The sequence below is a fragment of the Megasphaera sp. An286 genome, assembly GCF_002163455.1.
Taxonomy (GTDB): domain Bacteria; phylum Bacillota; class Negativicutes; order Veillonellales; family Megasphaeraceae; genus Megasphaera; species Megasphaera stantonii.
In genome coordinates this window covers 1-21607 of record NZ_NFIY01000022.1, presented here as the reverse complement: position 1 = coordinate 21607, position 21607 = coordinate 1, and the positions used below count along the sequence as shown (strand labels likewise).

Sequence of the window (21607 nt, the reverse complement as noted above, 5' to 3'; positions counted from 1 at the left end):
GAAAGAGAGATACCCTGATGAATCCAAAGCTAAAAGAAATCAATGAGTTGATTGCTCTGTGCGACCAGATGCTGTTCTACATTCAGGAGCGTGGGGATATTCGCCCTAACAATGATCTCTATTTGTCATATAAGTTCAAAGTGGACTCCTTTTGCAAACAAAATAAAATTAACGATAAAAGCTATGCCCCTTATGCAATTTTATGTACATTCTTCTTTAACAGCGGTGCATATACGGTCAATAAAAGCGAAGTATTGGCAATCAAAAATGCGTTGGTAGAAATTAAACATACGCTGTTCAAAGATGACTATGAAAAAATCTTTATCAGTCATCGTGAAGCTGACAAAGATCAAGTCGATGCCTTTGTAGATCTCCTTCATGCCATTGGCATACCACGCCCAACAATAGAAGCTCCTGAAAGTGTGATCTTTTGCACCTCTCATCCAGAAGGATACATTGAGAATGGTAAGCGAAATTTGGATGAAATTCGTGACAGAATCAACACAAATGAACATGTGCTTTATATCCTTTGGTACACAGACAAATATTTTGAAAGTCCAGCTTGCCTAAATGAAGCCGGAGCTATTTGGGCCATGAAGAAAAAGTATCAGGAAATTCTGATGCCTGACTTTGACAGTAGCCAAATTAGAGGTTTATTGGACAAGCAGCCGGTATGGTTTAGAGCCAACGATAAAATGAGATTGAACACTTTCAAAGAACAGATTGAGAAGATGTTTGCTTTACCACCCACTATATCCAATACTTGGGAATTGGCGAGAGATAAATTTATTGAGCAAATAAATAAGATTGCCAGCCAAAAGGAGGAGTTATGTGAGTAATAGAGAAAAGCCGAAGTTGGTGCATATTGTGATAGAGGCTGCCATACCGGTCATTATTGGACTTATGTTCTCTGTGGCTGTTCAATGGTTTACTATGGAAAGTGCAATTGTAAATATTTCTGCCAGTGCTGAATTGGATGGACAATATTTAACGGTTGTTAGCGTTCAAAACTTAAAAGAAGAAACACTTCCAGGTTTATCCCTATACATCGATTCGGAAATTGACATTTTGGATATGAAGTCAAGTGACGGATTCAATTTACATCAACACTATATTGAATCAGACAGTATCTCACCTAAATCTAATTACACGCTTACAATTTGGACAGAACAACCGATTTTACAAGGTCAGATTATTGCGGAAAGCGATTACAAAATAAGCATGAACTCTGCTGAGCGCAACACACCGTTTATTGTTCAAATTTTATGGGCAATATGTGTTGCTGGCATTGTAATGATTATCGGATCAAGTATTACACTGTGGTTTTCCAAGAGACGAATCTTGCAAGTTCAAAATAATATCCGAGAAGTTGAAAAAAAATCGGAGAAGGCTTCGGCCGAACTTGAAAAATTATCAGGTAAAATGGATGACCAAAAAGAACAATCAACAAAAGCAATCAATGAACTTCGGCTTTATTATTTTGCTCGTATTTCTGATTTACAAAAAGAATTGTCATTTTGGCGTGACACTGTGCGCAAAATGCTTTACAATAGCCAATATGAATTCCAAACTGCAGACAGGATAATCGAGACGGTCACATCAACATTAAAGACCTACACTACACGAAAATCCGGTGACGAGAATATGGATGAGCTTTTGTATCTTGCCGAGTTAATTGCTGACAGCAGAGAACTGCATAGTAAATACGATTCTGCAGATTCAAAAAATCATACATGAAAGAAAGGCCATCCGTCACGAATAACGGATGGCCTTTTTGTTATCCTGTTCCTTGTTTTATCAATAAGCTCAATCAATGCTAAATTCTTCCTGTCTGCGTTTGTCTGCGTCCGGTGGCTCATACTCGAACACATAGCGTGGCGCATCTGGGTCATCATAGATCATATCGTCAATCATCGTGCCGATCTTGGATTTCATCCAGCGGGCGCCGAGCCCCTTGTGCAGAGCAATACGCGCCAGCATGATCAGAGCATCTGGCGCGATATCGACAGGCCGGTCAAGCAGCAGTGAGAGGTGGTCGGCCTCATCTTTGCCGATCCGTACCAGGTCCTGGATTGTCAAAGAATCCATGCAGACGATACGGTTGATGCGGCCCGCAAGCTCGGCCCGCATACCGTAGGAAATCAGATCATCAACTGTAATCTCTTCTGCCTGTATGTCTCCGGCGGGGGCGCTGCCGAACCCGATGTGCTTTTTAGCGTGCGACTTGCGCTCCTGCAACCGCGCAAACGCTCCAAGCATCACGACTGATACGCCGGCACAGTCAACCGACAGGGCGCTGTTGCTGTCATCGCCAGCTCCAAAAAAGAGCGTGTCATGGTCGCACAGGCGAAGCAGTTGATTTTGTATCAGATCGCTGTAATTGGTGCCCTGGGCGCCGTATTGAGGCTCCAGCACTTTGTCAAATTCGTCAAGGACAAGGATGCAGCGGCCACGGCGATCCGGACGGATCGATCTGAATATGGACGAGATCTTGTTGCTGCCGCGCCAGCCTTCTGCTGTCAGTGTCGATGCGTCGATAATGTGGACGTTGTCGGCGCTGTATTCGCGGCGCAGCGCTCGCCAGATCTCAGTCTTGCCGCAGCCGGTCGGTCCCGCAAACAAGGAGACAGAAGGGCGGCGCTCAAAATGGTTGTACACGATCATGGCCGCGGCCCGGCAGGCTGCGTCTTGGCCCACGATCCCGCCGACGTCGGAGTGCAGCCATTGCTCGATATCCTTGGGCGACCAGTTGTCGATCTTGCCGTCGGCTATGGCCCGCTTATAGTCTCGGACGCTCATTTCCATACACGCATCTCCTTTCGTTTCATGTGGACAAAAAAAGACACCATGCGGAAATGTGTGCACGGTGTCGTTACAAAGCATATTGCTTTTCGAATTATGCATATTATAATATATTTTGCACAAAAAGTCAATATATTTGTCGATTTTATGATGGTTTTTGTGAGATCAAGCGGCCGAGGTTTCCCGGCCGCTGTTGTTTTCGGAAGGTTCGAACGCCTTGAGAATCTTGTCGGACGTGCGCACGATACAGTCAAGAGACGCCTTGAGGGCTTTGAGCTCTTTGTCAGCACTCCAGCCCGCGACGTATCCGAAAGAGTAATCGGAAGTGTCCAGGCCCAGGGCGCGGCAGACGACATACGCCACAGATTCGGCTTGTACTTCCCGCGTGCTGCGGTCTGCATCGGCTTCTTCCGCACCTTTGGCATGCAGCATGGCGTGAGCGATTTCATGGATTGCTGTCTTGACGCGCTGCAGCTCTGCCAGGCCGTCGCGGATGACAATGCGCTGGTCAGCATGGCTGTAGTATCCGTTGGCTTCGCAGTCTGTGATCGGCTCGACCGACACAGGCACAGGAGATACAGCCAGGAGCGTATCCCAGATGCGGGCAAAGCCATCGACAGTGCCGGTCAGTTGATGCGCCGGGCCTTCGGGAAGGTCCTTTCCATCGGTCTGCGATACGTCAAAACAGTATGCAAGGTGAAAACCCATACGCTGCTTGATCTCGCCTGTTTCGTCGTCAATGTCCTTGATGGTGTGAGGAGCCAGGATCTTGATCCCGTGCTCGCCCTTGCGTACCTGGCGCCCTTTGCGGCGCCAATCGGAGAAAGATGCGACAAGAGATGCGGTTGGACGCTGCAGATAGATCGCGATTGTGTTGTTAGCCGAGTAGCGGTGAAACTTTGACAGAAATTCAAGGTAACTGCGCCACCGGTCAGACGCGAACAAGTCACGCACACCGGCGTCCAGATCGGCAATATATTTACGAGTCAGATCAGACATCTGCGTCACCCTTTCTTATTTATATATAGACTATATTTAGCGGCATACGGTCAGAACGGACACGCGTCCGGGTCCGGGCCCATGGGAAATACGAGGATGTGGTCGCCGGATCGCAAGAAGGCCTCTGGCGTCCCAAATAGCGCGGCGTACTTTGCTGCCAACTCATCGGACAGTTCGGCGAAATTGTCATCAGACAGACCAACGATCAGGAACGTGCCGGCGATGATATCCATGATCTCGCCGTCTGTGTCATATAATGCCCTGTTCGGCTGCATGCCGTTGAATTTGCCGTCATCGTTGCAGACGATTGCGACGGGGTCGTCAAACGGATACACGGCCTCGATATAGCCGCCGACTGCTGCCTGCAGTGCTTCGAGCGTGCCGTCCATATCGACGATCTCAGGGGATTTCTCAGGTTCGACTCTCAGGATCTTCATGGTCTTTCTCCTTTCTGTATGCGGGGTCGGCGAGCCGGTCCGGTGAGATCTTCATACCTACACCCGGCCGCGCCCTCTGGGCGCGTGCATACAGGTTAAGAAGTTTGATATATATTCGCTTTTTCTATGATTATATGTTGATTTTTGCGGAATTCTGTGTTATGTTATTACACAAATACACAAGAACACAGAATTCTGTGTTGAGAGGAAAATCAAAATGGCAGAAAGAAACATGGTAAATTTGACGATTACGATGACAAAGGAAGAGCGCAAGGCGCTCAAGCAGATTGCATTGGATAAAGACATGACGGTTTCTGCCCTTCTGCGTGAATGGCTGAAAGAGCATCAGATACAGGAAGGGGCAGAAAAAAATGGCTACTATAGTGCCGACTTTGTTTGAGTATGAATTCCTGAAATAAAGGAGGCAACATATGAATCAAGCAAAGAAACACTGCTATCTCTATACCCGCGTTTCCACGCAGATGCAGGTGGACGGATACAGTCTGGATGCACAACAAGATCGACTGAAAAAGGAGGCTGCTCACCGCAGTTTGCAGGTAGTTGCCGTCTTTTCGGACGAAGGCAAATCCGGCAAGAATACCACCGGCAGGCCGCAGTTTCAAGCCATGATGCAACGGATACAGAACGACAATGAGGATCATGTTGATTATGTTCTGGTGTTCAAGCTGTCCCGGTTTGGCAGGAATGCCGCTGATGTGCTGAACAACTTGCAGATCATGCAGGATTTCGGTGTCAATCTCATCTGCGTGGAAGATGGGATTGATTCTGCTAGTGCTGCCGGAAAAATCCTCTTTCCTGTTCTTGCCGGTGTCGCCGAGTTGGAGCGCGAAAACATCCAGGCGCAGACGATGGCCGGGCGTTGGCAGAAGGCCCGCGAAGGCAAATGGAACGGTGGTCAGGCTCCATACGGCTATCGGATCGAGGATGGTGTACTGGTCATCGAAGATTCCGAAGCTGCGCTTGTTCGGCTAATTTTCGAAAAATATGTGCAGTCTGATATGGGTATAAATGGCGTTGCCAAATGGTTGAATGAGAACGGATATAGTAAGCAGACCCGCCAAAATGGGATATACAGTCGGATTTCAACCACTTTCGTGAGGGGTGTATTGGACAATCCAGTCTATGCCGGAAAAATTGCCTACGGACGCCGGAAAAACGAGAAAATCGAAGAAACACGAAACGAATACCACATTGTCAAACAGGCGGAATATGAAACATTTGACGGCAAGCATGAGGCCATTATTTCGTACGATCTCTGGCAAGCCGCGCAAGTAAAACGCGAGTTGAATGCCTATAAGCGGGAAAAAAGATACAGCCCGCAACACGCTCACATCCTTTCCGGTCTCGTCAAATGCCCTGTCTGCGGTGCGCCGATGTATGGCGCGGTGAATAGGAAAAAGAAAAAGACGGTTCCGGCGAATTCTATTCGGACATGTGGTACTACATTTGCAAGAATACCAAAACCGTGAGCGGCCAGCGCTGCACATACACAAAGCATATCCGGCAGGACGATGTGAATGAGCAGGTGCGCCGCGTGGTCCAGGAAGCGTTGCGGAATATGGATTTCACGCAGGATATCATGAAATCCATCGGAACCGACGCCAATCTGGATGCCTTGCAGGCGGAATCTGATACTCTCGTTGCCACAAAGAAAAAGGAAGAACGCCAGAAGTCCAAGCTACTATCGAAGATTATGGAGCTTGACGCCGACGATGATCTCTACGATGAAATGTACGATGACCTGCAAGGGCTGCTGCGCCAGCGAATGAAGCGTATCGCTGAATTGGACAGCAAGATCAATCAGGTAAATATTGCCATTCAGAACGCCGGGAGCAAGGCTGCTACGGCTGAGGAAGTGTATGCCACCATGCGGATTATCGTGGACATGATGGACATTATGCCGGAGCGTGACGAACAGGAAATCATGCATGCACTGCTGGACAGCGTACAGATTTACCCTGAGAGGCAGTCAAACGGCCTCTGGATCAAAAGTGTTCGGTTCAAGGTTCCCCTTGAATTTGACGGTGTTTCGTCGCAAGACGTGATTATCGACAATGACGATAATTCCCTACCTAACGAAAGTAGTGATGAGACGGTCGTGCTGTTGACAAGACAAGAAACCGGCGCTGCGGTGTAATGCGTTTATAATCGGTTATCACAATAAAAAGCAGCCGCTTTTCTGTAAGGATACCCTTTGCAGAAAAGCGGCTGTTTGTCGTGGTATAACTCATGGTTCCTGCAGCGTCCAGCCGCAGTCGTTATGGTAAATCATTTGGCGGGTCATGCCGCCGTCGATGCAGATGTTTTCGCCGGTAATAAATCCGGCTTTGTTTGAACATAGGTACAATACCATATTGGCGATATCCATAGGATTTCCTACGCGGCCGGCCGGGTGCTGGGCAGCATCGGCTCCATCATGGACCGTATAAACTGTGTCAATCCAGCCGGGAGAGATGGAATTTACTCGTACTTTTCCGGCTAGGCTGACGGCTAAGGCGTGGGTCAGGGCGGCAATTCCTCCTTTTGCAGCTGTATAGCTTTCTGTTTCGGCCTGGCTCATGCGGTCCCGGGACGATGAAATATTCACGATGGCGGCTCCCGATGCAAAGTACGGCATAAAGAGCTTCGTCAAATAAAATGGCGCGGCAACGCCGACTTGCAGGGCATAGGTAAATTCTTCATAAGAACATTCGTGAATGCCCTTCATCAGGGGCATGGCGTTGTTGATGAGGTAATCGACCCTGCCGTAGTCGGCAATGACTTTTTCGGCAAAGCGCTGCAGTACGGCTTTGTCGGCAATATCGCCGGTGAAATACTCGTTGTCCTGCTTATCTATAATACAGACGGCCGCGCCGTTTTTCTGAAATTCTTCGGCAATGCATTTGCCGATGCCCTGTACGCCGCCGGTGACGACAGCTACTTTATGTTGAAACATATAGCATCTCCTCGTATTAGTGTAGTAATTATTAGGGCTCCTCTCCAAGGGCTATAGGCTGCAATCGCAAGGTATACTGCAAATTGGTGTATATTTGCCAAAGATTCCGAGAACCTTGTATGTTTGTGAAGTTGCGATACATGTTTCGCAGCACCGCATGAAAGCCGGTAGCTGTAAAGAGAAGGCAGGAGCCGGTGCCTTCTGTTAGGAGCAATTCTGTTTTCTGTTCGGCGGCATGTTACGGTTTGCAGATGCCGCAGGGCGTATAGCCGGCATTGATAGCTTCTTCACGCGTTTCCAAATACACGCGATGGTCAGCCCGGATTTTCTGTTCGGCCCGACAGCCTTCAGAATGGAACTTCATGCTGTGCGAATTGCCCACATAGGCCAAAGCCATAGCCGACAGCCCCAATGTCAGCAGACAGCAAAGGACGATAGTCTTTCGTATCATCTGTACCACCTTCCGTTTCATCGTATAATCTCTCTATAGTATCCAACACGCTGGAGAAGAATGCAATAGGGACACAGCCGGATATGTACAAGTTTCATTCCAAAAGGTGTACAATATATTACAAAAGAGAATGGTTAATAGAGGCCGCGAGTGATTCCTCAATATAGGAAGTATGATACCGTAGAGCCGGAAAACAGAAAAATTCTATTGTTTCATCCTCTCTGGCAATAGGGGAGTTATATTTATAATGCTGATCGGTTGTGGGTTTGCTACGGTGCCGACGAATAGAAAGACTGCGGCTATGTGGAGGGATTGATATGAGTGATGATAAGGTACTGACCTACCGGCAAGACGTATTAGCTTTTGCCTTAGAACAATACGGCACGGAGCCGGAGTGTTTATGGGCTTCCTGTCCTGAGTATGCGGTGCTGCGGCATCGAAATGGGAAGTGGTATGGCGTTGTGATGGATGTGCTGCGGGAGAAGTTGGGGTTGTCCGGGAAGGGATGCGTTGATGTCTTGAACGTGAAGTGTGAGCCTGATCTAATCGGGGCGTTTCGGCAGCGCGACGGGTTTTTGCCGGCCTATCACATGAACCGCAGTCATTGGCTGACGGTACTGCTGGACGGTACAGTGGACAGGGAGACGATTGTTTCGCTGCTCGGTATGAGTTATGATTTGATTGAGAAGGGGACGAAGAAACGAGGGCGTCTGCGTCGTGACCCGAAGTGAGCGGAGGCCTTGGCTGCAGCTGTTAATATAATATGGATTCGTTTTGAAGCAGTTCGGCTGATGGGGCCGGGCTGCTTTTGTCGTATTGGAGCGTATGATTAGTTGATGGATGGTTAAGGGCATATCATTGTTTTTTCAACCATTTGATAGTATCGGGAATACGTGCCGTTGCCGACAAAAATATGATTGAACTTTATAGGCAGGAGGCGTTTGCGGTCTTGGATAGAGTATGCGTAGAAGTCATGGAATGGAAGAGATGCATCGTAATTTAGTTGTCGAAATAACTAATGAATTGGCAAATGTTTGGCGTTATAAATAGTTTAACGCAGTATAATATCGGGTATATCTTTCTATTTACATGTATTATAAAATGAATTACGGCGTATAGCTGACAAGGGCCTATGACTGCAAATGGCTTTGTTAAGCCGTTTTTTGCTTTTCTTTGGTTTCTTACGCTTTACGGCGTTACGCGTAACGTCTTCTTTTCTTTTTCTCTTTCTTTTATATGTTTCCCTGTCTTATTTTTTATTTAGTGTATTTTCTCCTTTTTGATAAATCGTTTTTGCTTTGCCTTTTATGCAAGTTTGGCAAGAGGGGAAATAAAATTGGTCCTTCGTGTCCCTTACTACTATAGAAAGCTGCGAAGGGAGAGGTGCGGACATGAAAGGGCTGCGATGGTTTCAGACGAAGGTGGGGTTATTTCAGGACCCGCGGATGATGTATTTGCTGAGTCAGCCTCATGGCGATTCGTATTTTGTCATCTGGTTTTATCTCAAGGATTTGGCTGGTATGCTCAACGATGACGGCTACATATACGTATCGGAGGGACAGGCTATGCCGACGGAGCTGCTGGCTCGTCAGCTGCGCCGCCGCAAGGCTTTTGTGGAACGGGTGCTGGACGTGTTTGAGCAGATCGACCTCATCAGCCGCGATGAAACGGGACTGATCCGCATCGTGCCCTGGGATGAAATTCAGAGCTTTTCCCGCGACGAGAAGAAGCGCAGCGACGCCCGGAACCGCATGAGACGGTATCGCCAGCGGCAGCGCGAGGAACAGGCGAATACAGCAGCTTGCGCTTCCCATAATGAAATGCCTGGTCGTATGCCTGCCGAAAGGCTGGAGAGCGTCAATGGGCAGGCCTGTGAAACGGGATATGTTGCGCCGTATGGCAGGTCTGAATTGGATTGCCTTCAGCATGGTGAACAGATTGGCCGCGTGCTTGACGAGAGCATACAGAATGACAACGAACTAGTACCTGAAACGGAACGTGCTGCGTCATACGGCGGGGCTGCTGTGGATTATCCCCGAAACGGCATGAAGACCGTCACTGTGACCAATAAGAAAAGACTGCATGTTCATGGACAGACCCAGCAAACAGAATATGCCGCGCCGTGTGGCGAGACTGCTATAAGCTATGCCCAAAATAATGGAAAGACCGGAACTATGCTTGACGAGAAAAAACAGAACATCAACAAACCAATACTTGAAACGGAATCTGCTGCATCGTGCGGCGGAGCTGCTATGGAATGGCTTTGGAATAGCGAGAAGGACCCTGCTGGGCACGATGAGAAAGTACAGCGCGTCAATGGACAGACGCATCGAACGGGATATATTGCGTCATCTGGCGGAGCTGTTCTGACTTGCCCACAGCTTTCCGAAAGGCAGGAAATTGCGGCGTATGATAAGGACGACATAGACGGTATACAGGGGGAGGAAACGGACGAAGGAATATCGTATGTAGCCGAAGACATGGCATATGCGCCATGTGCAGGCTCTGCCGCAGATTATCTCGACGTGGGGCAGGATACCTGCGGCGATAGGGAGGAGCCGTCGTCTCCGCCAGGTAGCAAGGCCCTCCTGTATTACGAAGCCTTGTTCGGCAAGACCGACGGGCAGACCGTAGAAGCCCTGCAGGGGTTGGCGCGGCGCTGGGGTGACGAGGCCGTTTGCCGGGCCATTTGCATTGCCTTGAAGAAGGGCGAGTCCAGCGTCCCGTATATCCGTGCCGTATTGGTTCACAGCAAGGGGAGTCCCCGCCATGATACGGCGCCCAGTCCATATGAGACCAAAAGGTCTATGCCTTCCGGCCGGGGCGGACTCCGCCATATCAGCGACATGAGCTGGGGCAGCCCGGACGTCAGCTTAGGTGAAGGCATTTGTCCCGTATACGAAGCGCTGCCATAGGCATAACGGCTAAAGAACGGGCCGTAAATTCGGGTTAGCAAAATATTTGAAAATCATAGAATATGCAGGCCCTGGCAGCCTTGGGATACGGGTCAAAAAGTATAAAAACATGGCAAGAAGATTTCATCATGCAAAAATAAAAGAACATATGCGGCGCCGTCATGCCGCCCTATGGCTTCTATGCCGCAGCCCATAGGGGCAGATACGGCAGGCGATGGAAAAGACCCCTAAACCTAGTAACACAGCGTACTCGTATATTCTGAAGGAAATACTAACAGAATAAGGCGGCTGTCACAATCGCTCTTGTCAAAACTATTTGCAAAAAAAACTATTCTTTTTCTCTTTTTACTAGTCAAAGGATTTGACGATTGATACAATAGTAAATAATAAGCAATATATACTACATTTGCGAGGCGATATCTATGAGTTTGGCTACGGAAAAAGAATTTAAAAATATTCACGAGTTCATTGAGCGGCGATTGGGCGGTCGGAAACCGGCGTCCGACGAAGAACTGAACCAGCTGATTCAGGAATATATGGATCAGACGAATACTATGCTGGAAGCACAGGAGCCGCTGACGGAGGAAACGGCGGAAGACGTATTCGACTGGTTAGAGCTGGCCGGACGAGCCAGGAGCAAAAAGGTGCAGAGACGGTATCTGGAAAAGGCGAAGGAACTGGAGCCGAAAAATCTGGATGTATTGTCTGCCCTGCTGTTTTTGGACAAGCGGGCCTATCATGAGTATCTGCCCGACGTTGAACGGCTGCTGGCTCTGGGCAAGGAAGATCTGCGGGAGCGGAAGATTTACCAGCAGTCCGTAGGCGACTTTTATCAGGTTTTGGAGACGCGCCCCTATATCCGGCTTATGCATATGTATATGTTTCTGCTGCAGCAGTGCATGATGCTGCGGAAGGCCATCGCCGTAGGCAAGGAAATTTTAAAATTAAACTGCAGCGATAATCTGGGCGTCCGATATACGCTGATGCACTTGTATGTCTATATGGAAGACGAATACAACGCCCTGAAGCTGATGCGTCAATTCAAGGAAGTCGACGATTCGGCCGGATTTCAGCTGCCTCTGGCGCTGCTGTATTTCCAAGAGGGAAAATCAGAGGAAGCCAAAGGCGTATTGAAACGATTGAGCACGACGTACCGCGGGTTCCGGTCGTTCCTCAAGGATGCGGCGGAACTACGGCTGCTCGATGAATCCGAATATATAGATGAATATCAGCTGTATACGGAAAGCGAATTAGTCAGCTGCTATCAGGAAAACTTGTTCCTGTGGGATTCGCGGCAGGAATTTTTCCAGTGGGCCCGGAAAGCGATGACGCCGCCCCGGAAGAAGAAAGAGCAGACGACGACGTAATGATGCCTAGGGAGCAGTCCGGCTGGCAGCGGCCGGGCTGTTCGACTGTGCTTGAAAAAAGTTGTTTGACTTTTTGACTAATTGGCTGTTTTTTGGCCTAAAATCATTGACAAATACTTGCAATCATGCTATCTTTTATATAGTCGTTAGCACTCAAATTGCATGAGTGCTAATTAATAAGTCAAATGAGCAGAAGCAGAGGTGATGCATATGGATTTGGATGAGAGAAAACAAAGAATATTGCAGGCCATCATTCAGGACTATATCACTTCTGCCGAACCGGTCGGCTCGCGGACTATCGCCCGAAAGTACAATTTAGGCGTCAGCGCCGCGACGATCCGCAATGAAATGTTTGATTTGGAAATGCTGGGCTATTTGGAACAGCCTCATACGTCGGCCGGACGGATTCCGTCCATCAAGGGCTATCGGTTTTATGTCGACTGCCTGCTGGAGCCGACGCAGATTTCCGAGGAAGAAAAGCGCTTTGTCCAGTCCTGGTTTCACGATAAGATGAACAACGTCGATCAGATTTTCCAGTCGACAGCCAAGGTCTTGTCCAAGATTACCCACAACGTGACCTTGGTCATGGCAGCGCAGCAGGTAAGCTCGAAGCTGAAGTACATCCGCTTCCTGCCCTTGGATTTCCGGCGGGCCATCATGATCGTCGTCACCGATTCGGGCCAGATCGAGAACTGCATTTTCCCGAAGCCCGAAGATACGGACGTGGACGAGCTGAACGTCATCGCCGAAAAGCTGACGCATTACCTGGCCGGCCTTCCCGTGAGCCGCATCACCATGGAAATGCTGGAGCAGTTTCACGAATCCATCGTCGGCGACCTGGAGCTGTACCGGCTGGCCTTCCGGTCTATCCATCAGGCCTTCCGCCGGGAGCAGCAGCTGTACAAGGGCGGGGCCATGGAGCTCTTAAACAAGCCGGAGTTCAAAGACGTAGCGAAGGCAAAAAACTTGTTCACCATGCTGGAGGAACAGGACGTCATGGCCAATCTGTTCAACGACGACGGCCAGGAGCCGCAGAAGACCGTGACCGTGCGCATTGGGGAAGAAGCAAACCTATCTCCTATCAATGATTGCAGCATCATTGAGGCGACTTTCAAGGCAAACGACGTCGTCCTCGGCAAGATTGCCGTGCTGGGGCCGACGCGCATGGAATATGCCAAGATCATCGGTCTCCTCGATTTTATGAAGCAGCATGTGACGAATATTTTAGAGCATTATCACGACGATACATAGGAGGCTTTCATACAGATGAGCAAAGATAAAGAAAAGGATAAAGAAAAAAAGCACGAACAGCAGGCTGCTGCCGAAGCGGCAGAGGCTGAAAACGCGAAGGTAAACGAATCGGCTGAACAAGCGGAACCGGCGCAGGATGCAGGAGACGCTCCGGCGGCAGATGAGGAAAAAGCGGCGGAAGATGCCGCTTCGACGGATGCCAAAATTGCGGAAGCAGCCGTAGCGGATATGAAACAGCGCTACATGCGCCTGCAAGCCGACTTCGCCAATTTCAAAAAGCGGACGGCCGGCGAAAAGCTTCAGATTTCTGAAGTCGTAAAAATGGAAGTCCTGCAGAACGTCCTTCCCGTCGTCGACAACTTCGAACGGGCCCTGCAGGTGCCGCAGGATAAGCTGACGGACGATCTGAAATCCTTCGTAGACGGCTATGAAATGATTTACAAACAGCTCATGACCGTCCTGGAAAAGGAAGGCGTTGTGAAAATCGACGCCGTCGGCAAACCCTTCGACCCGAACTACCATCAGGCGGTCATGCGGGTAGCCAGCGACGAATACGACAACGACGTCGTCGTCGAAGTGCTGCAGGAAGGCTATTTGCTGGGCGACAAGACCTTGCGTCCGGCTATGGTAAAAGTTGCATTTAACGGTTAATCATCGTAGAAAGATATTGAGGAGGAATTTATCATGAGTAAAGTAATTGGTATTGACTTAGGTACGACAAACTCTGTTGTAGCTGTTATGGAAGGCGGCGAACCGACCGTCATCACGAATACAGAAGGTTCTCGTCTGACGCCGTCTGTCGTCGGCTTTTCCAAGACAGGCGAACGCCTCGTAGGCCAGCTGGCAAAACGCCAGGCCGTTTCCAACCCGGAAAACACGATTTCTTCTATTAAACGTCACATGGGCGAAAGCTACACCGTCGACATCAACGGCGAAAAATACACGCCCCAGCAGATTTCCGCTATGATTCTGCAGAAATTGAAAGCCGACGCCGAAAGCTATTTGGGCGAAAAAGTAACCCAGGCGGTCATCACGGTACCGGCTTACTTCAACGACTCCCAACGTCAGGCTACGAAGGACGCCGGTCAGATTGCCGGCCTCGACGTACTCCGTATCGTCAACGAACCGACGGCAGCTGCTCTTGCCTACGGCCTCGATAAGGGCGGCGAAGGCAAGATCCTCGTATTCGACCTCGGCGGCGGCACCTTCGACGTATCTATCCTCGAACTGGGCGACGGCGTCTTCGAAGTTAAGGCTACAAACGGCGATACCCACCTCGGCGGCGATGACTTCGACAATGCCGTTATGAACTGGATGATCAGCGAATTCAAGGGCCAGACGGGCATCGACCTCTCGACGGATAAGATGGCAGAACAGCGCTTGAAGGAAGCTGCTGAAAAAGCTAAGATCGAACTGTCTACGGTTCTCTCGACGAACATCAACCTGCCGTTCATCACGGCTGACGCTACGGGCCCGAAACACCTCGACCTGACCCTGACACGGGCTAAATTCAACGAATTGACGGAAGACCTCGTACACCGTACGATGGAACCGACGAAGAAAGCCATCGCCGATTCGGGCTTCACTATCGACGAAATCGACAAGATCATCCTCGTCGGCGGCTCCAGCCGTATTCCCGCTGTACAGGACGCTATTAAATCCATCCTCGGCAAGGAACCGAGCAAGGGCGTCAACCCCGACGAATGCGTCGCTATCGGCGCAGCTATCCAGGCCGGCGTTCTCGTAGGCGACGTCAAAGACGTACTGCTCCTCGACGTAACGCCGTTGTCCCTGGGCATTGAAACGCTGGGCGGCGTATTTACGAAGATCATCGAACGGAACACGACGATCCCGACGTCCAATAGCCAGGTATTCTCCACGGCTGTCGATAACCAGCCCTCCGTCGATGTACACGTCCTCCAGGGCGAACGCGAAATGGCTGCCGACAACAAGACACTGGGCCGTTTCGAACTGTCCGATATCCCCGCAGCTCCGCGCGGAGTACCCCGCATCGAAGTTACCTTCAACATCGACGCCAACGGCATCGTAAACGTTTCCGCTAAAGACCTCGGCACAGGCAAGGAACAGAAGATTACCATTCAGTCCTCGTCGGGCCTCGACAAGAGCGAAATCGACCGCATGGTCAAGGAAGCTGCGGCTCACGAAGCAGAAGATAAGAAGCGCAAGGAACTCATCGAAGCGAAGAACAACGCCGACTCCCTGATTTATCAGGCTGAAAAGACGATCAAAGACCTGGGCGACAAAGCCGACGCTTCCAAGGTTTCCGATATTAAGAGCAAGATTTCCGATTTGAAGGAAGCCATGAAGAGCGACGACCTCGACAAGATCAAATCGGCATCTGAAGCCGTCACGAAACCGCTTTACGACCTGACGAGCGAAATGTACAAGCAGGCCGGCGCGCAGCAGCAGGCTCAGCAGGGCCCGGCCGGCGCAGGCAGCGCTCAGGGCGGCGCGCAACAGAGCGCCCAGGGCGGCGAAAAGGTAGTCGACGCAGACTATAAAGTCGTAGACGACGACCAGAAGTAAGGTAGATAAGAGGGGTTGCCCATATGAGTACGAAACGAGATTATTACGAAATTCTCGGCGTTCCTAAAGACGCCAGCGACGCAGAGATCAAAAAGGCTTTCCGCAAGTTAGCCATCAAATACCATCCGGATAAAAACCGGGACGACCCCAAAACTGCCGAAGAAAAGTTTAAGGAAGTCAACGAAGCTTACCAGGTCTTGTCCGATAAGAACAAGCGCGCCCAGTACGACCAGTTCGGCCACGCCGCCTTTGAAAACGGCGGCGCCGGCGGTCCGGGCGCAGGCGGCTTCGGTGGGTTCGGCGGCTTTGGCGGATTCGGTCAGGGCGGCGGGTTCGGCGGCTTTGAAGACATCTTCGCCGATTTCTTCGGCGGCCAGGGACGCCGCCAGTCGGCAAACGGCCCGCAGCGCGGCGCAGACCTGCGCTTCGACGTGGATATTTCCTTTAAGCAGGCCGCCTTCGGTACGGAAATGGAAATCCAGGTCCCGAAGGATGAAACGTGTGACCGCTGCAACGGCAGCGGCGCCGAACCGGGCAGCGACGTAGAAACATGTCCTGTCTGCCACGGCACGGGCCAGCAGCGCGTCGTCCAGAACACGCCCTTCGGCCAGATGGTCAACGTCCGCACCTGCTCGCACTGCGGCGGCACGGGCAAGATCATCAAGAAGAAGTGCACGAAGTGCCACGGCGACGGCACGGTCAAGGTCCGCAAGAAACTGAAAATCAAGATTCCTGCCGGCGTCGACGACGGAGCCCGTCTCCGCGTAGCCGGCGAAGGCGAACCGGGCGTACGCGGCGGCGGCCACGGCGATTTGTACGTATACATCTTCGTCCGCCGGGACCCGCAGTTCACGCGGGAAGGAAATGACATCCTGTCGCAGGAAACGATTTCCTTCGCTCAGGCGGCCTTGGGCTCGACGATCCGCGTCGACACGCTGGATGGCAAAATCGAGCTGAAAATTCCTGCCGGCACGCAGACCGGTACGGTATTCCGCATCCGCGGCAAGGGCGTGCCCGTCTTGGGCGCGAAGGACCGCCGCGGCGATCATCACGTACAGGTCACTGTAGCCGTACCGAAGAAGCTGAACGCCAAACAGAAGGAATTGCTGAAGGAATTTGCCTACGCAGGCGGCGAAACCTGGGTGGGGGAGCCTAAGCCGGCCCAAGCATCGCCGGAAGGTTCCAAAGAAAAATCTAAGAGCAAAAAAGGCTTTTGGAGCAAATTAAAAGAAGAACTTTGAAGATAAGGGAGAACATTCGATGAAATGGAATGAAATCGATTTGATTGTTTCCCCAGAGGCCACCGATTTGGTGGCCCTTCTTTTATATGAATGCGGTGGCAGCGGCTCGATCATCCACGACGACGAAGCCGACGAGCTGGGCCGCATCCGTATAACGGCGTATTTCCCGCCGGAGCAGAAGGACGCTGTGGAAACGGTACGAACGCATATGAGGGAGCTGGCCCGCCGCGACGCGGCATTAGGCAAGTGGCAGATCCGGACGAACCTGACCGACGACACGGACTGGCTCTATTCCTGGCAGGCCTATTTTCACCCGAAGAAGATATCGGAGCATTTCTGGGCCGCACCGGCCTGGGAGCCGGCTGAGCCGGGCGAGGGCGAAGATGTCGTAGTCATCGAGCCGGGACTGGCCTTCGGCAGCGGCTTCCACGACACGACGTGCATGTGCGTCCAGTATTTGGAACAGGCCGTCAAGCCGGGAGACGAAGTATTTGACATCGGCACGGGGACGGGCATCTTAGCCGTGGCGGCGGCCAAACTCGGTGCGCAGCACGTCGTCGCCGTCGATTTCGACGAAAAGGCCGTATCTCAGGCCGTCATCAACGCCAACCTGAACAACGTGAGCGACGTCGTCGACGTGTACAACAGCGATCTCTTGGCCGCTGTATCGGCTGAGGGCAAAAAGGCCGACGTCGTCGTGGCCAATTTGGTGACCAACGCCGTCCTGGCCTTGCTGCCGACTCTGCCGCCGTACATGGAAGCAGGCGGCGTCCTGATTGCCAGCGGCATCATTGACGAGCGCATCGGCGAGGTACGCCGCGCCGCAGGGGAAGCAGGCTTTGCCTGGGAAGACGAATGCCTGCAGAACGGCTGGTACGCCGTGCGCATGAGGAGACTATAATGCGGAAACTATTTACGGATTTTCCCATTTGCGGGAACTTTGAGCTGTCGGCTGACGACGCCCGCCACGTCCTCGTCGTCCTCCGCCATACGGTGGGGGACACGCTGGCCGTGACGGACAGTACGGGCGCGACGTACGAATGCGTCATCACCGCCGTGCAGGGCCATTCGGCTATGCTGACGCCGGCGAAAAAGCTGTCCGACGGCGACGAGACGGCCGGCGAGGTCGTCCTGGCGGCGGGGCTTTTGAAGAGCGACAAGTTCGACTGGGTCGTCCAAAAGGCGACGGAGCTGGGCGTCAGCCGCATTGTTCCTGTACAAATGGAAAATTGTGTAGTAAAATTAAATGAAACTCGCCGTCAAAGCCGGCGGGAACGGTGGCAGCGCCTGGCCCTGGAAGCGGCGAAGCAGTGCGGCCGCAGCGACGTGCCGCCTGTAGAGGACGTCGTCGAGTTCCAGGCTCTGGTGGACCAGTACGGCCATGAGCGGTTCGTCATTCCCTACGAACGGGAAACGGCCCCGCTGGCCGACGTATGCAGCCAGATCCGCACGGGAAACGTCGTGCTCTGCATCGGCCCCGAAGGCGGGTTTTCACCGAAAGAAATACAATACGCCGAGGCGCACGCCGCCTGGTGCCGTACCGTTTCCTTAGGGCCCCGCATCCTGCGGGCCGAGACGGCGTCGCTAGCCGCCTTGGCGATTGTCAAATACGAAAGAGGATTTAAATAATGGCGACTATTGCTTTTGCGACGCTGGGATGCCGCGTCAATCAATACGATACGGACAGCATGCGCGGCCTGTTTTTGGCCGAAGGCTTTGCCGATGCCGATTTTAACGACGCTGCCGATGTGTATGTCATCAACACCTGCTCGGTAACCCAGATGGGGGAAAAGAAATCGCGGCAGCTCATCCGACGGGCGAAAAAGCGCAATCCTAAGGCCGTCGTCGTCGTGACGGGCTGCTACGCCCAGCTCGATCCGGAGCTGTTGGCGGCCATGGACGGCGTCGATGCCGTCGTAGGCACCAATGAAAAGAAGAATATCACAGCCATCGTCCGAAAGCTGCTGGGACGTGAAGCCGACGGGACGATACAGGCCGTGCACGACGTCATGAAGGGCGACGAATTCGAGGAAATTCCCCTCTATCCGTCGGCCGTAGAGCATACGCGGGCCGACCTCAAGATTCAAGAAGGGTGCAATAATTTCTGCACCTACTGCATCATCCCTTACACGCGGGGCGGCTTGAAGTCGCGTCAGCCCGACGCCGTCATAGCCGAGGCGCAGCGCCTCATTTCCTACGGCTTTAAGGAGCTCGTCCTGACGGGCATTCACTTGGGCGCATACGGCAAGGACCTGCCGGAACGGCCGACGCTGGCTCTCATCCTGCGGCGTCTCCTGGACGAGACGGACGTGCAGCGCATCCGCATGGGTTCCGTCGAATCGCTGGAAGTAGACGACGACCTCATCGAGGTCATGAATTCATCCGACCGCATTTGCCCGCACCTGCACCTGCCCCTGCAGTCCGGCTCTGACGCTATCCTGAAGGCTATGAACCGCCAGTATACAAAGGCCGAGTACAAAGGCTTGATTGCCGAGCTGCGCAGCCGCATTCACGGCCTGACCATCTCGACGGACTTGATTTTAGGCTTTCCCGGCGAAACGGACGAGCTGTTTCAGGAGACGATGGAAACGCTGGAAGAACTGAAATTTTCCCACATCCACGCCTTTCCCTATTCGCAGCGGCCCGGCACGCCGGCGGCAGCCATGCCGCATCAAGTCGACCCGCAAATAAAGAAAGAGCGCGTCGAAATCGTCAACGCCTTGTCGGCCCGGCAGAAGGACGAGCTCCTGGCTCAGATGGTCGGCAAGACCGTCCATGTCCTCATCGAGCGGCAGGACGGCACGACGGGCGAAGGCTTTTCAGAAAACTACGAACGGGTCTGCGCGGAAGGCCTGACGGAACCTTGCGAAGGCGCAATCGTTCCCGTCGTGCTGGACCGGGCGGACAACCATATACTTTACGGTACATTAAAGGAGGATGCTTAACATGGAAGACTGCTTATTCTGCAAGATCATCAAGGGAGAAATCCCCAGCACAAAGGTGTATGAAGACGACAACTTCTTCGCCTTCAAGGACATCGCGCCTGTTGCGCCGGTACACGTCCTGGTCATTCCGAAAAAACACGTCGCCAGCATCGCGGCTCTGACGGAAGACGACGCCGACGTAGCGGGAAAAATGCTCTTCGCCATACAGAAGGTCGCTCAGGAACTGGGCCTGGACAAAGACGGCTACCGCGTCATTTTCAACACCGGCGAAAAAGCCGGCCAGACGGTACACCACATGCACGCCCACATCTTAGGCGGCAAGGAAATGGCCTGGCCCGGCGTATAAGCGATGGAAGAAGGCATGTCCAAGCGGCCGCGCCCTGCCGGCCGACCTAAAAAAAAGAGAAAGCTTCCCCATGTGTCATTGCGCGGCGGATCCGGTATCCGCGTCATATCCATTGTGATGCTTGCCGCCATTATGGCCTTTCTCATACTAAAAGGATTATAAGCATGGCAACAGCCTGCGCAGCGAAAGCGATTGCTTGGCGGCGCAGGCTTTTTGTATTAGTGATATCCGCCGGCGTATTCGCGTCGGCAGAGCGAGGTGCGTCGTATGATGAAGAAAAGCCGCAGCCGTATCCTATGGGGCTGTCTCTGCGCCGTCGGCTGCGAAACCCTGTTCGGCCTGAGCTATATCTGTACCAAGGAGGCGACGCAGGCCGCCAGCGCCCTGACATTGCTGGGATGGCGTTTTTTCGTCGCCTCTGCGTTCATGACCCTGTGCGTTGCGTTGGGACGGGTGCAGGTGCGCTGGAAAGGGAAGCCAAGAAAGCCTTTGCTGGCCGTGGCTCTCTGCAATCCCGTCGTCTATTTTGTCGCCGAGACCGTAGGCATCAGCCAGACGACGGCTTCGGAAAGCGGTGCCTTTTTAGCCTGCATCCCTGCCGTATCGCTCCTGGCTTCGACGCTGCTGCTGGATAAATCGCCGCAGAAGCATCAGGTCGTCGGCATTGCCGTGACCCTGGCCGGCGTCCTCACGGCAGTCCTGGCAGCCGGCGCGTCGGCGAGCTTTTCTCTTTCCGGCTACGCTGTCCTGACGATTGCCGTCCTGTCTTATGCCCTGTACAGCGTATCTGTCGAAAAGGCCGCAGCTTATACGGGGGCAGAGCTTACGGCGGCCATGATGGCGGCCGGCGCGGCCGTATTTATTCCCTTGGCTCTCGCCGAAGGATGGCATGCGGAGACACTGGTTGATAGCCTGTGCCTGCCCTTGACCAACTCAGCCTTCCTCGCTGCTATTCTGTATCAGGGCGTGGGCTGCTCCGTCCTGGCTTTTTTCTTGTCCAACATAGCCCTCGCCAGCATCGGCGTAAACCGCACGGCGTCGTTTATCGGCATTTCCACCGTCGTAGCCATCGTCGCCGGCGTGACCCTGTTGGGCGAGACCTTTTCCCTGATGCAGACCATCGGCGTCGCCGTCATTTTGGCCGGCGTGTACATCGCCAATGCGAACATCGGAAAATCTAATGGGATGTAACCAACAAAATACCTCTTGCCTGTTCATGAAATATCACGATTTGCTTTCTCGGCAAAAAAATATTTCATGAACAGGCATTTTTTTTACATGTATTTTTTCCCTTTGCCAGCTTTAAATGCAATATAAAAACGGTTGGGGGGGGGGGGATTTTTTATTTAT

General features: G+C 52.2%; 22 protein-coding genes. 17 read left to right on the top strand and 5 right to left on the bottom strand.

Translation table 11 applies throughout. The features are described 5' to 3' along the window. Positions 1–17 precede the first annotated feature (17 nt). Positions 18–839, top strand: coding sequence for a toll/interleukin-1 receptor domain-containing protein (locus B5F80_RS09615; RefSeq protein ID WP_087478614.1), 822 nt, complete (start codon positions 18–20; stop codon positions 837–839). Next, complete coding sequence (locus tag B5F80_RS09610) at positions 832–1737, top strand: hypothetical protein (protein WP_087478613.1); 906 nt, start codon at positions 832–834, stop codon at positions 1735–1737. Before B5F80_RS09615 ends, B5F80_RS09610 begins: the two co-directional genes overlap by 8 nt. A 69-nt stretch (positions 1738–1806) precedes the next feature. On the opposite strand, the gene B5F80_RS09605 is transcribed toward B5F80_RS09610, so the two are convergent. The 3 genes from B5F80_RS09605 to B5F80_RS09595 all read right to left on the bottom strand — a co-directional run bounded on the left by B5F80_RS09605 (position 1807) and on the right by B5F80_RS09595 (position 4238). Continuing rightward, positions 1807–2805 (bottom strand): AAA family ATPase, encoded by a 999-nt coding sequence (locus B5F80_RS09605; protein WP_158099978.1) that lies wholly within the window; start codon positions 2803–2805, stop codon positions 1807–1809. Between the two features lie 162 nt (positions 2806–2967). Further along, positions 2968–3801 (bottom strand): ArdC-like ssDNA-binding domain-containing protein, encoded by an 834-nt coding sequence (locus B5F80_RS09600; protein ID WP_087478611.1) that lies wholly within the window; start codon positions 3799–3801, stop codon positions 2968–2970. Positions 3802–3851: 50 nt separating this feature from the next. Beyond that, positions 3852–4238 (bottom strand): DUF3846 domain-containing protein, encoded by a 387-nt coding sequence (locus B5F80_RS09595; RefSeq protein ID WP_087478610.1) that lies wholly within the window; start codon positions 4236–4238, stop codon positions 3852–3854. Between the two features lie 217 nt (positions 4239–4455). On the opposite strand from B5F80_RS09595, the gene B5F80_RS09590 reads away from it, so the two are divergent. The 3 genes from B5F80_RS09590 to B5F80_RS09580 are packed head-to-tail and all read left to right on the top strand — an operon-like array spanning position 4456 to position 6396. Next, the gene (locus B5F80_RS09590) at positions 4456–4638 is read left to right on the top strand and encodes a hypothetical protein (RefSeq protein WP_087323813.1); all 183 of its coding nucleotides are present in this window, start codon (positions 4456–4458) and stop codon (positions 4636–4638) included. A 31-nt stretch (positions 4639–4669) separates the two neighbouring features. Continuing rightward, the gene (locus tag B5F80_RS09585) at positions 4670–5728 is read left to right on the top strand and encodes a recombinase family protein (protein ID WP_087478609.1); all 1059 of its coding nucleotides are present in this window, start codon (positions 4670–4672) and stop codon (positions 5726–5728) included. 44 nt (positions 5729–5772) lie between these two features. Then, positions 5773–6396, top strand: a complete 624-nt coding sequence (locus B5F80_RS09580) for a hypothetical protein (RefSeq protein ID WP_143747180.1) — start codon at positions 5773–5775, stop codon at positions 6394–6396. 90 nt (positions 6397–6486) lie between these two features. Here the strand turns inward: B5F80_RS09580 and B5F80_RS09575 are convergent, their stop codons facing one another. Next, the gene (locus tag B5F80_RS09575) at positions 6487–7194 is read right to left on the bottom strand and encodes an SDR family oxidoreductase (protein WP_087478607.1); all 708 of its coding nucleotides are present in this window, start codon (positions 7192–7194) and stop codon (positions 6487–6489) included. Between the two features lie 238 nt (positions 7195–7432). Then, on the bottom strand, positions 7433–7666 hold the full coding sequence (locus B5F80_RS09570) for a hypothetical protein (protein ID WP_143747179.1): 234 nt from the start codon (positions 7664–7666) through the stop codon (positions 7433–7435). A 296-nt stretch (positions 7667–7962) separates the two neighbouring features. Here B5F80_RS09570 and B5F80_RS09565 point away from each other — a divergent pair, with 296 nt between their 5' ends. The 12 genes from B5F80_RS09565 to B5F80_RS09510 all read left to right on the top strand — a co-directional run bounded on the left by B5F80_RS09565 (position 7963) and on the right by B5F80_RS09510 (position 21448). Further along, a complete protein-coding gene (locus B5F80_RS09565) occupies positions 7963–8376 on the top strand; it encodes an MmcQ/YjbR family DNA-binding protein (protein WP_087478605.1) in 414 nt (137 codons plus the stop codon). Positions 8377–9036: 660 nt separating this feature from the next. Then, entirely contained in the window at positions 9037–10560 is a 1524-nt protein-coding gene (locus B5F80_RS09560; RefSeq protein WP_087478604.1) for a phage replisome organizer N-terminal domain-containing protein, read from the top strand. 422 nt (positions 10561–10982) lie between these two features. Then, positions 10983–11927 (top strand): hypothetical protein, encoded by a 945-nt coding sequence (locus B5F80_RS09555; RefSeq protein ID WP_087478603.1) that lies wholly within the window; start codon positions 10983–10985, stop codon positions 11925–11927. A gap of 210 nt (positions 11928–12137) precedes the next feature. Beyond that, positions 12138–13178 carry a heat-inducible transcriptional repressor HrcA gene (hrcA, locus tag B5F80_RS09550; RefSeq protein ID WP_087478629.1) on the top strand — a complete coding sequence of 347 codons (1041 nt, stop codon included), beginning with the start codon at positions 12138–12140 and terminating at the stop codon, positions 13176–13178. A gap of 15 nt (positions 13179–13193) precedes the next feature. Beyond that, positions 13194–13829: a nucleotide exchange factor GrpE gene (gene grpE, locus B5F80_RS09545; RefSeq protein ID WP_087478602.1), complete on the top strand. Its 636-nt coding sequence runs from the start codon at positions 13194–13196 to the stop codon at positions 13827–13829. A 33-nt stretch (positions 13830–13862) separates the two neighbouring features. After that, positions 13863–15725: a molecular chaperone DnaK gene (dnaK, locus tag B5F80_RS09540; RefSeq protein WP_087478601.1), complete on the top strand. Its 1863-nt coding sequence runs from the start codon at positions 13863–13865 to the stop codon at positions 15723–15725. Positions 15726–15748: 23 nt separating this feature from the next. Further along, positions 15749–16966 carry a molecular chaperone DnaJ gene (gene dnaJ / locus B5F80_RS09535; protein ID WP_087478600.1) on the top strand — a complete coding sequence of 406 codons (1218 nt, stop codon included), beginning with the start codon at positions 15749–15751 and terminating at the stop codon, positions 16964–16966. A gap of 19 nt (positions 16967–16985) precedes the next feature. After that, positions 16986–17867 (top strand): 50S ribosomal protein L11 methyltransferase, encoded by an 882-nt coding sequence (gene prmA, locus B5F80_RS09530; RefSeq protein ID WP_087478599.1) that lies wholly within the window; start codon positions 16986–16988, stop codon positions 17865–17867. Then, a complete protein-coding gene (locus tag B5F80_RS09525) occupies positions 17867–18595 on the top strand; it encodes a 16S rRNA (uracil(1498)-N(3))-methyltransferase (RefSeq protein ID WP_087478598.1) in 729 nt (242 codons plus the stop codon). The genes prmA and B5F80_RS09525 overlap by 1 nt, the downstream gene beginning before the upstream one ends. Continuing rightward, positions 18595–19911 carry a tRNA (N(6)-L-threonylcarbamoyladenosine(37)-C(2))-methylthiotransferase MtaB gene (mtaB, locus tag B5F80_RS09520; protein ID WP_087478597.1) on the top strand — a complete coding sequence of 439 codons (1317 nt, stop codon included), beginning with the start codon at positions 18595–18597 and terminating at the stop codon, positions 19909–19911. The genes B5F80_RS09525 and mtaB overlap by 1 nt, the downstream gene beginning before the upstream one ends. 1 nt (position 19912) lies before the next feature. Then, complete coding sequence (locus tag B5F80_RS09515) at positions 19913–20257, top strand: histidine triad nucleotide-binding protein (RefSeq protein ID WP_087478596.1); 345 nt, start codon at positions 19913–19915, stop codon at positions 20255–20257. A 267-nt stretch (positions 20258–20524) separates the two neighbouring features. Further along, positions 20525–21448: a DMT family transporter gene (locus B5F80_RS09510; RefSeq protein ID WP_087478595.1), complete on the top strand. Its 924-nt coding sequence runs from the start codon at positions 20525–20527 to the stop codon at positions 21446–21448. The last annotated feature ends 159 nt before the right edge of the window (positions 21449–21607 follow it).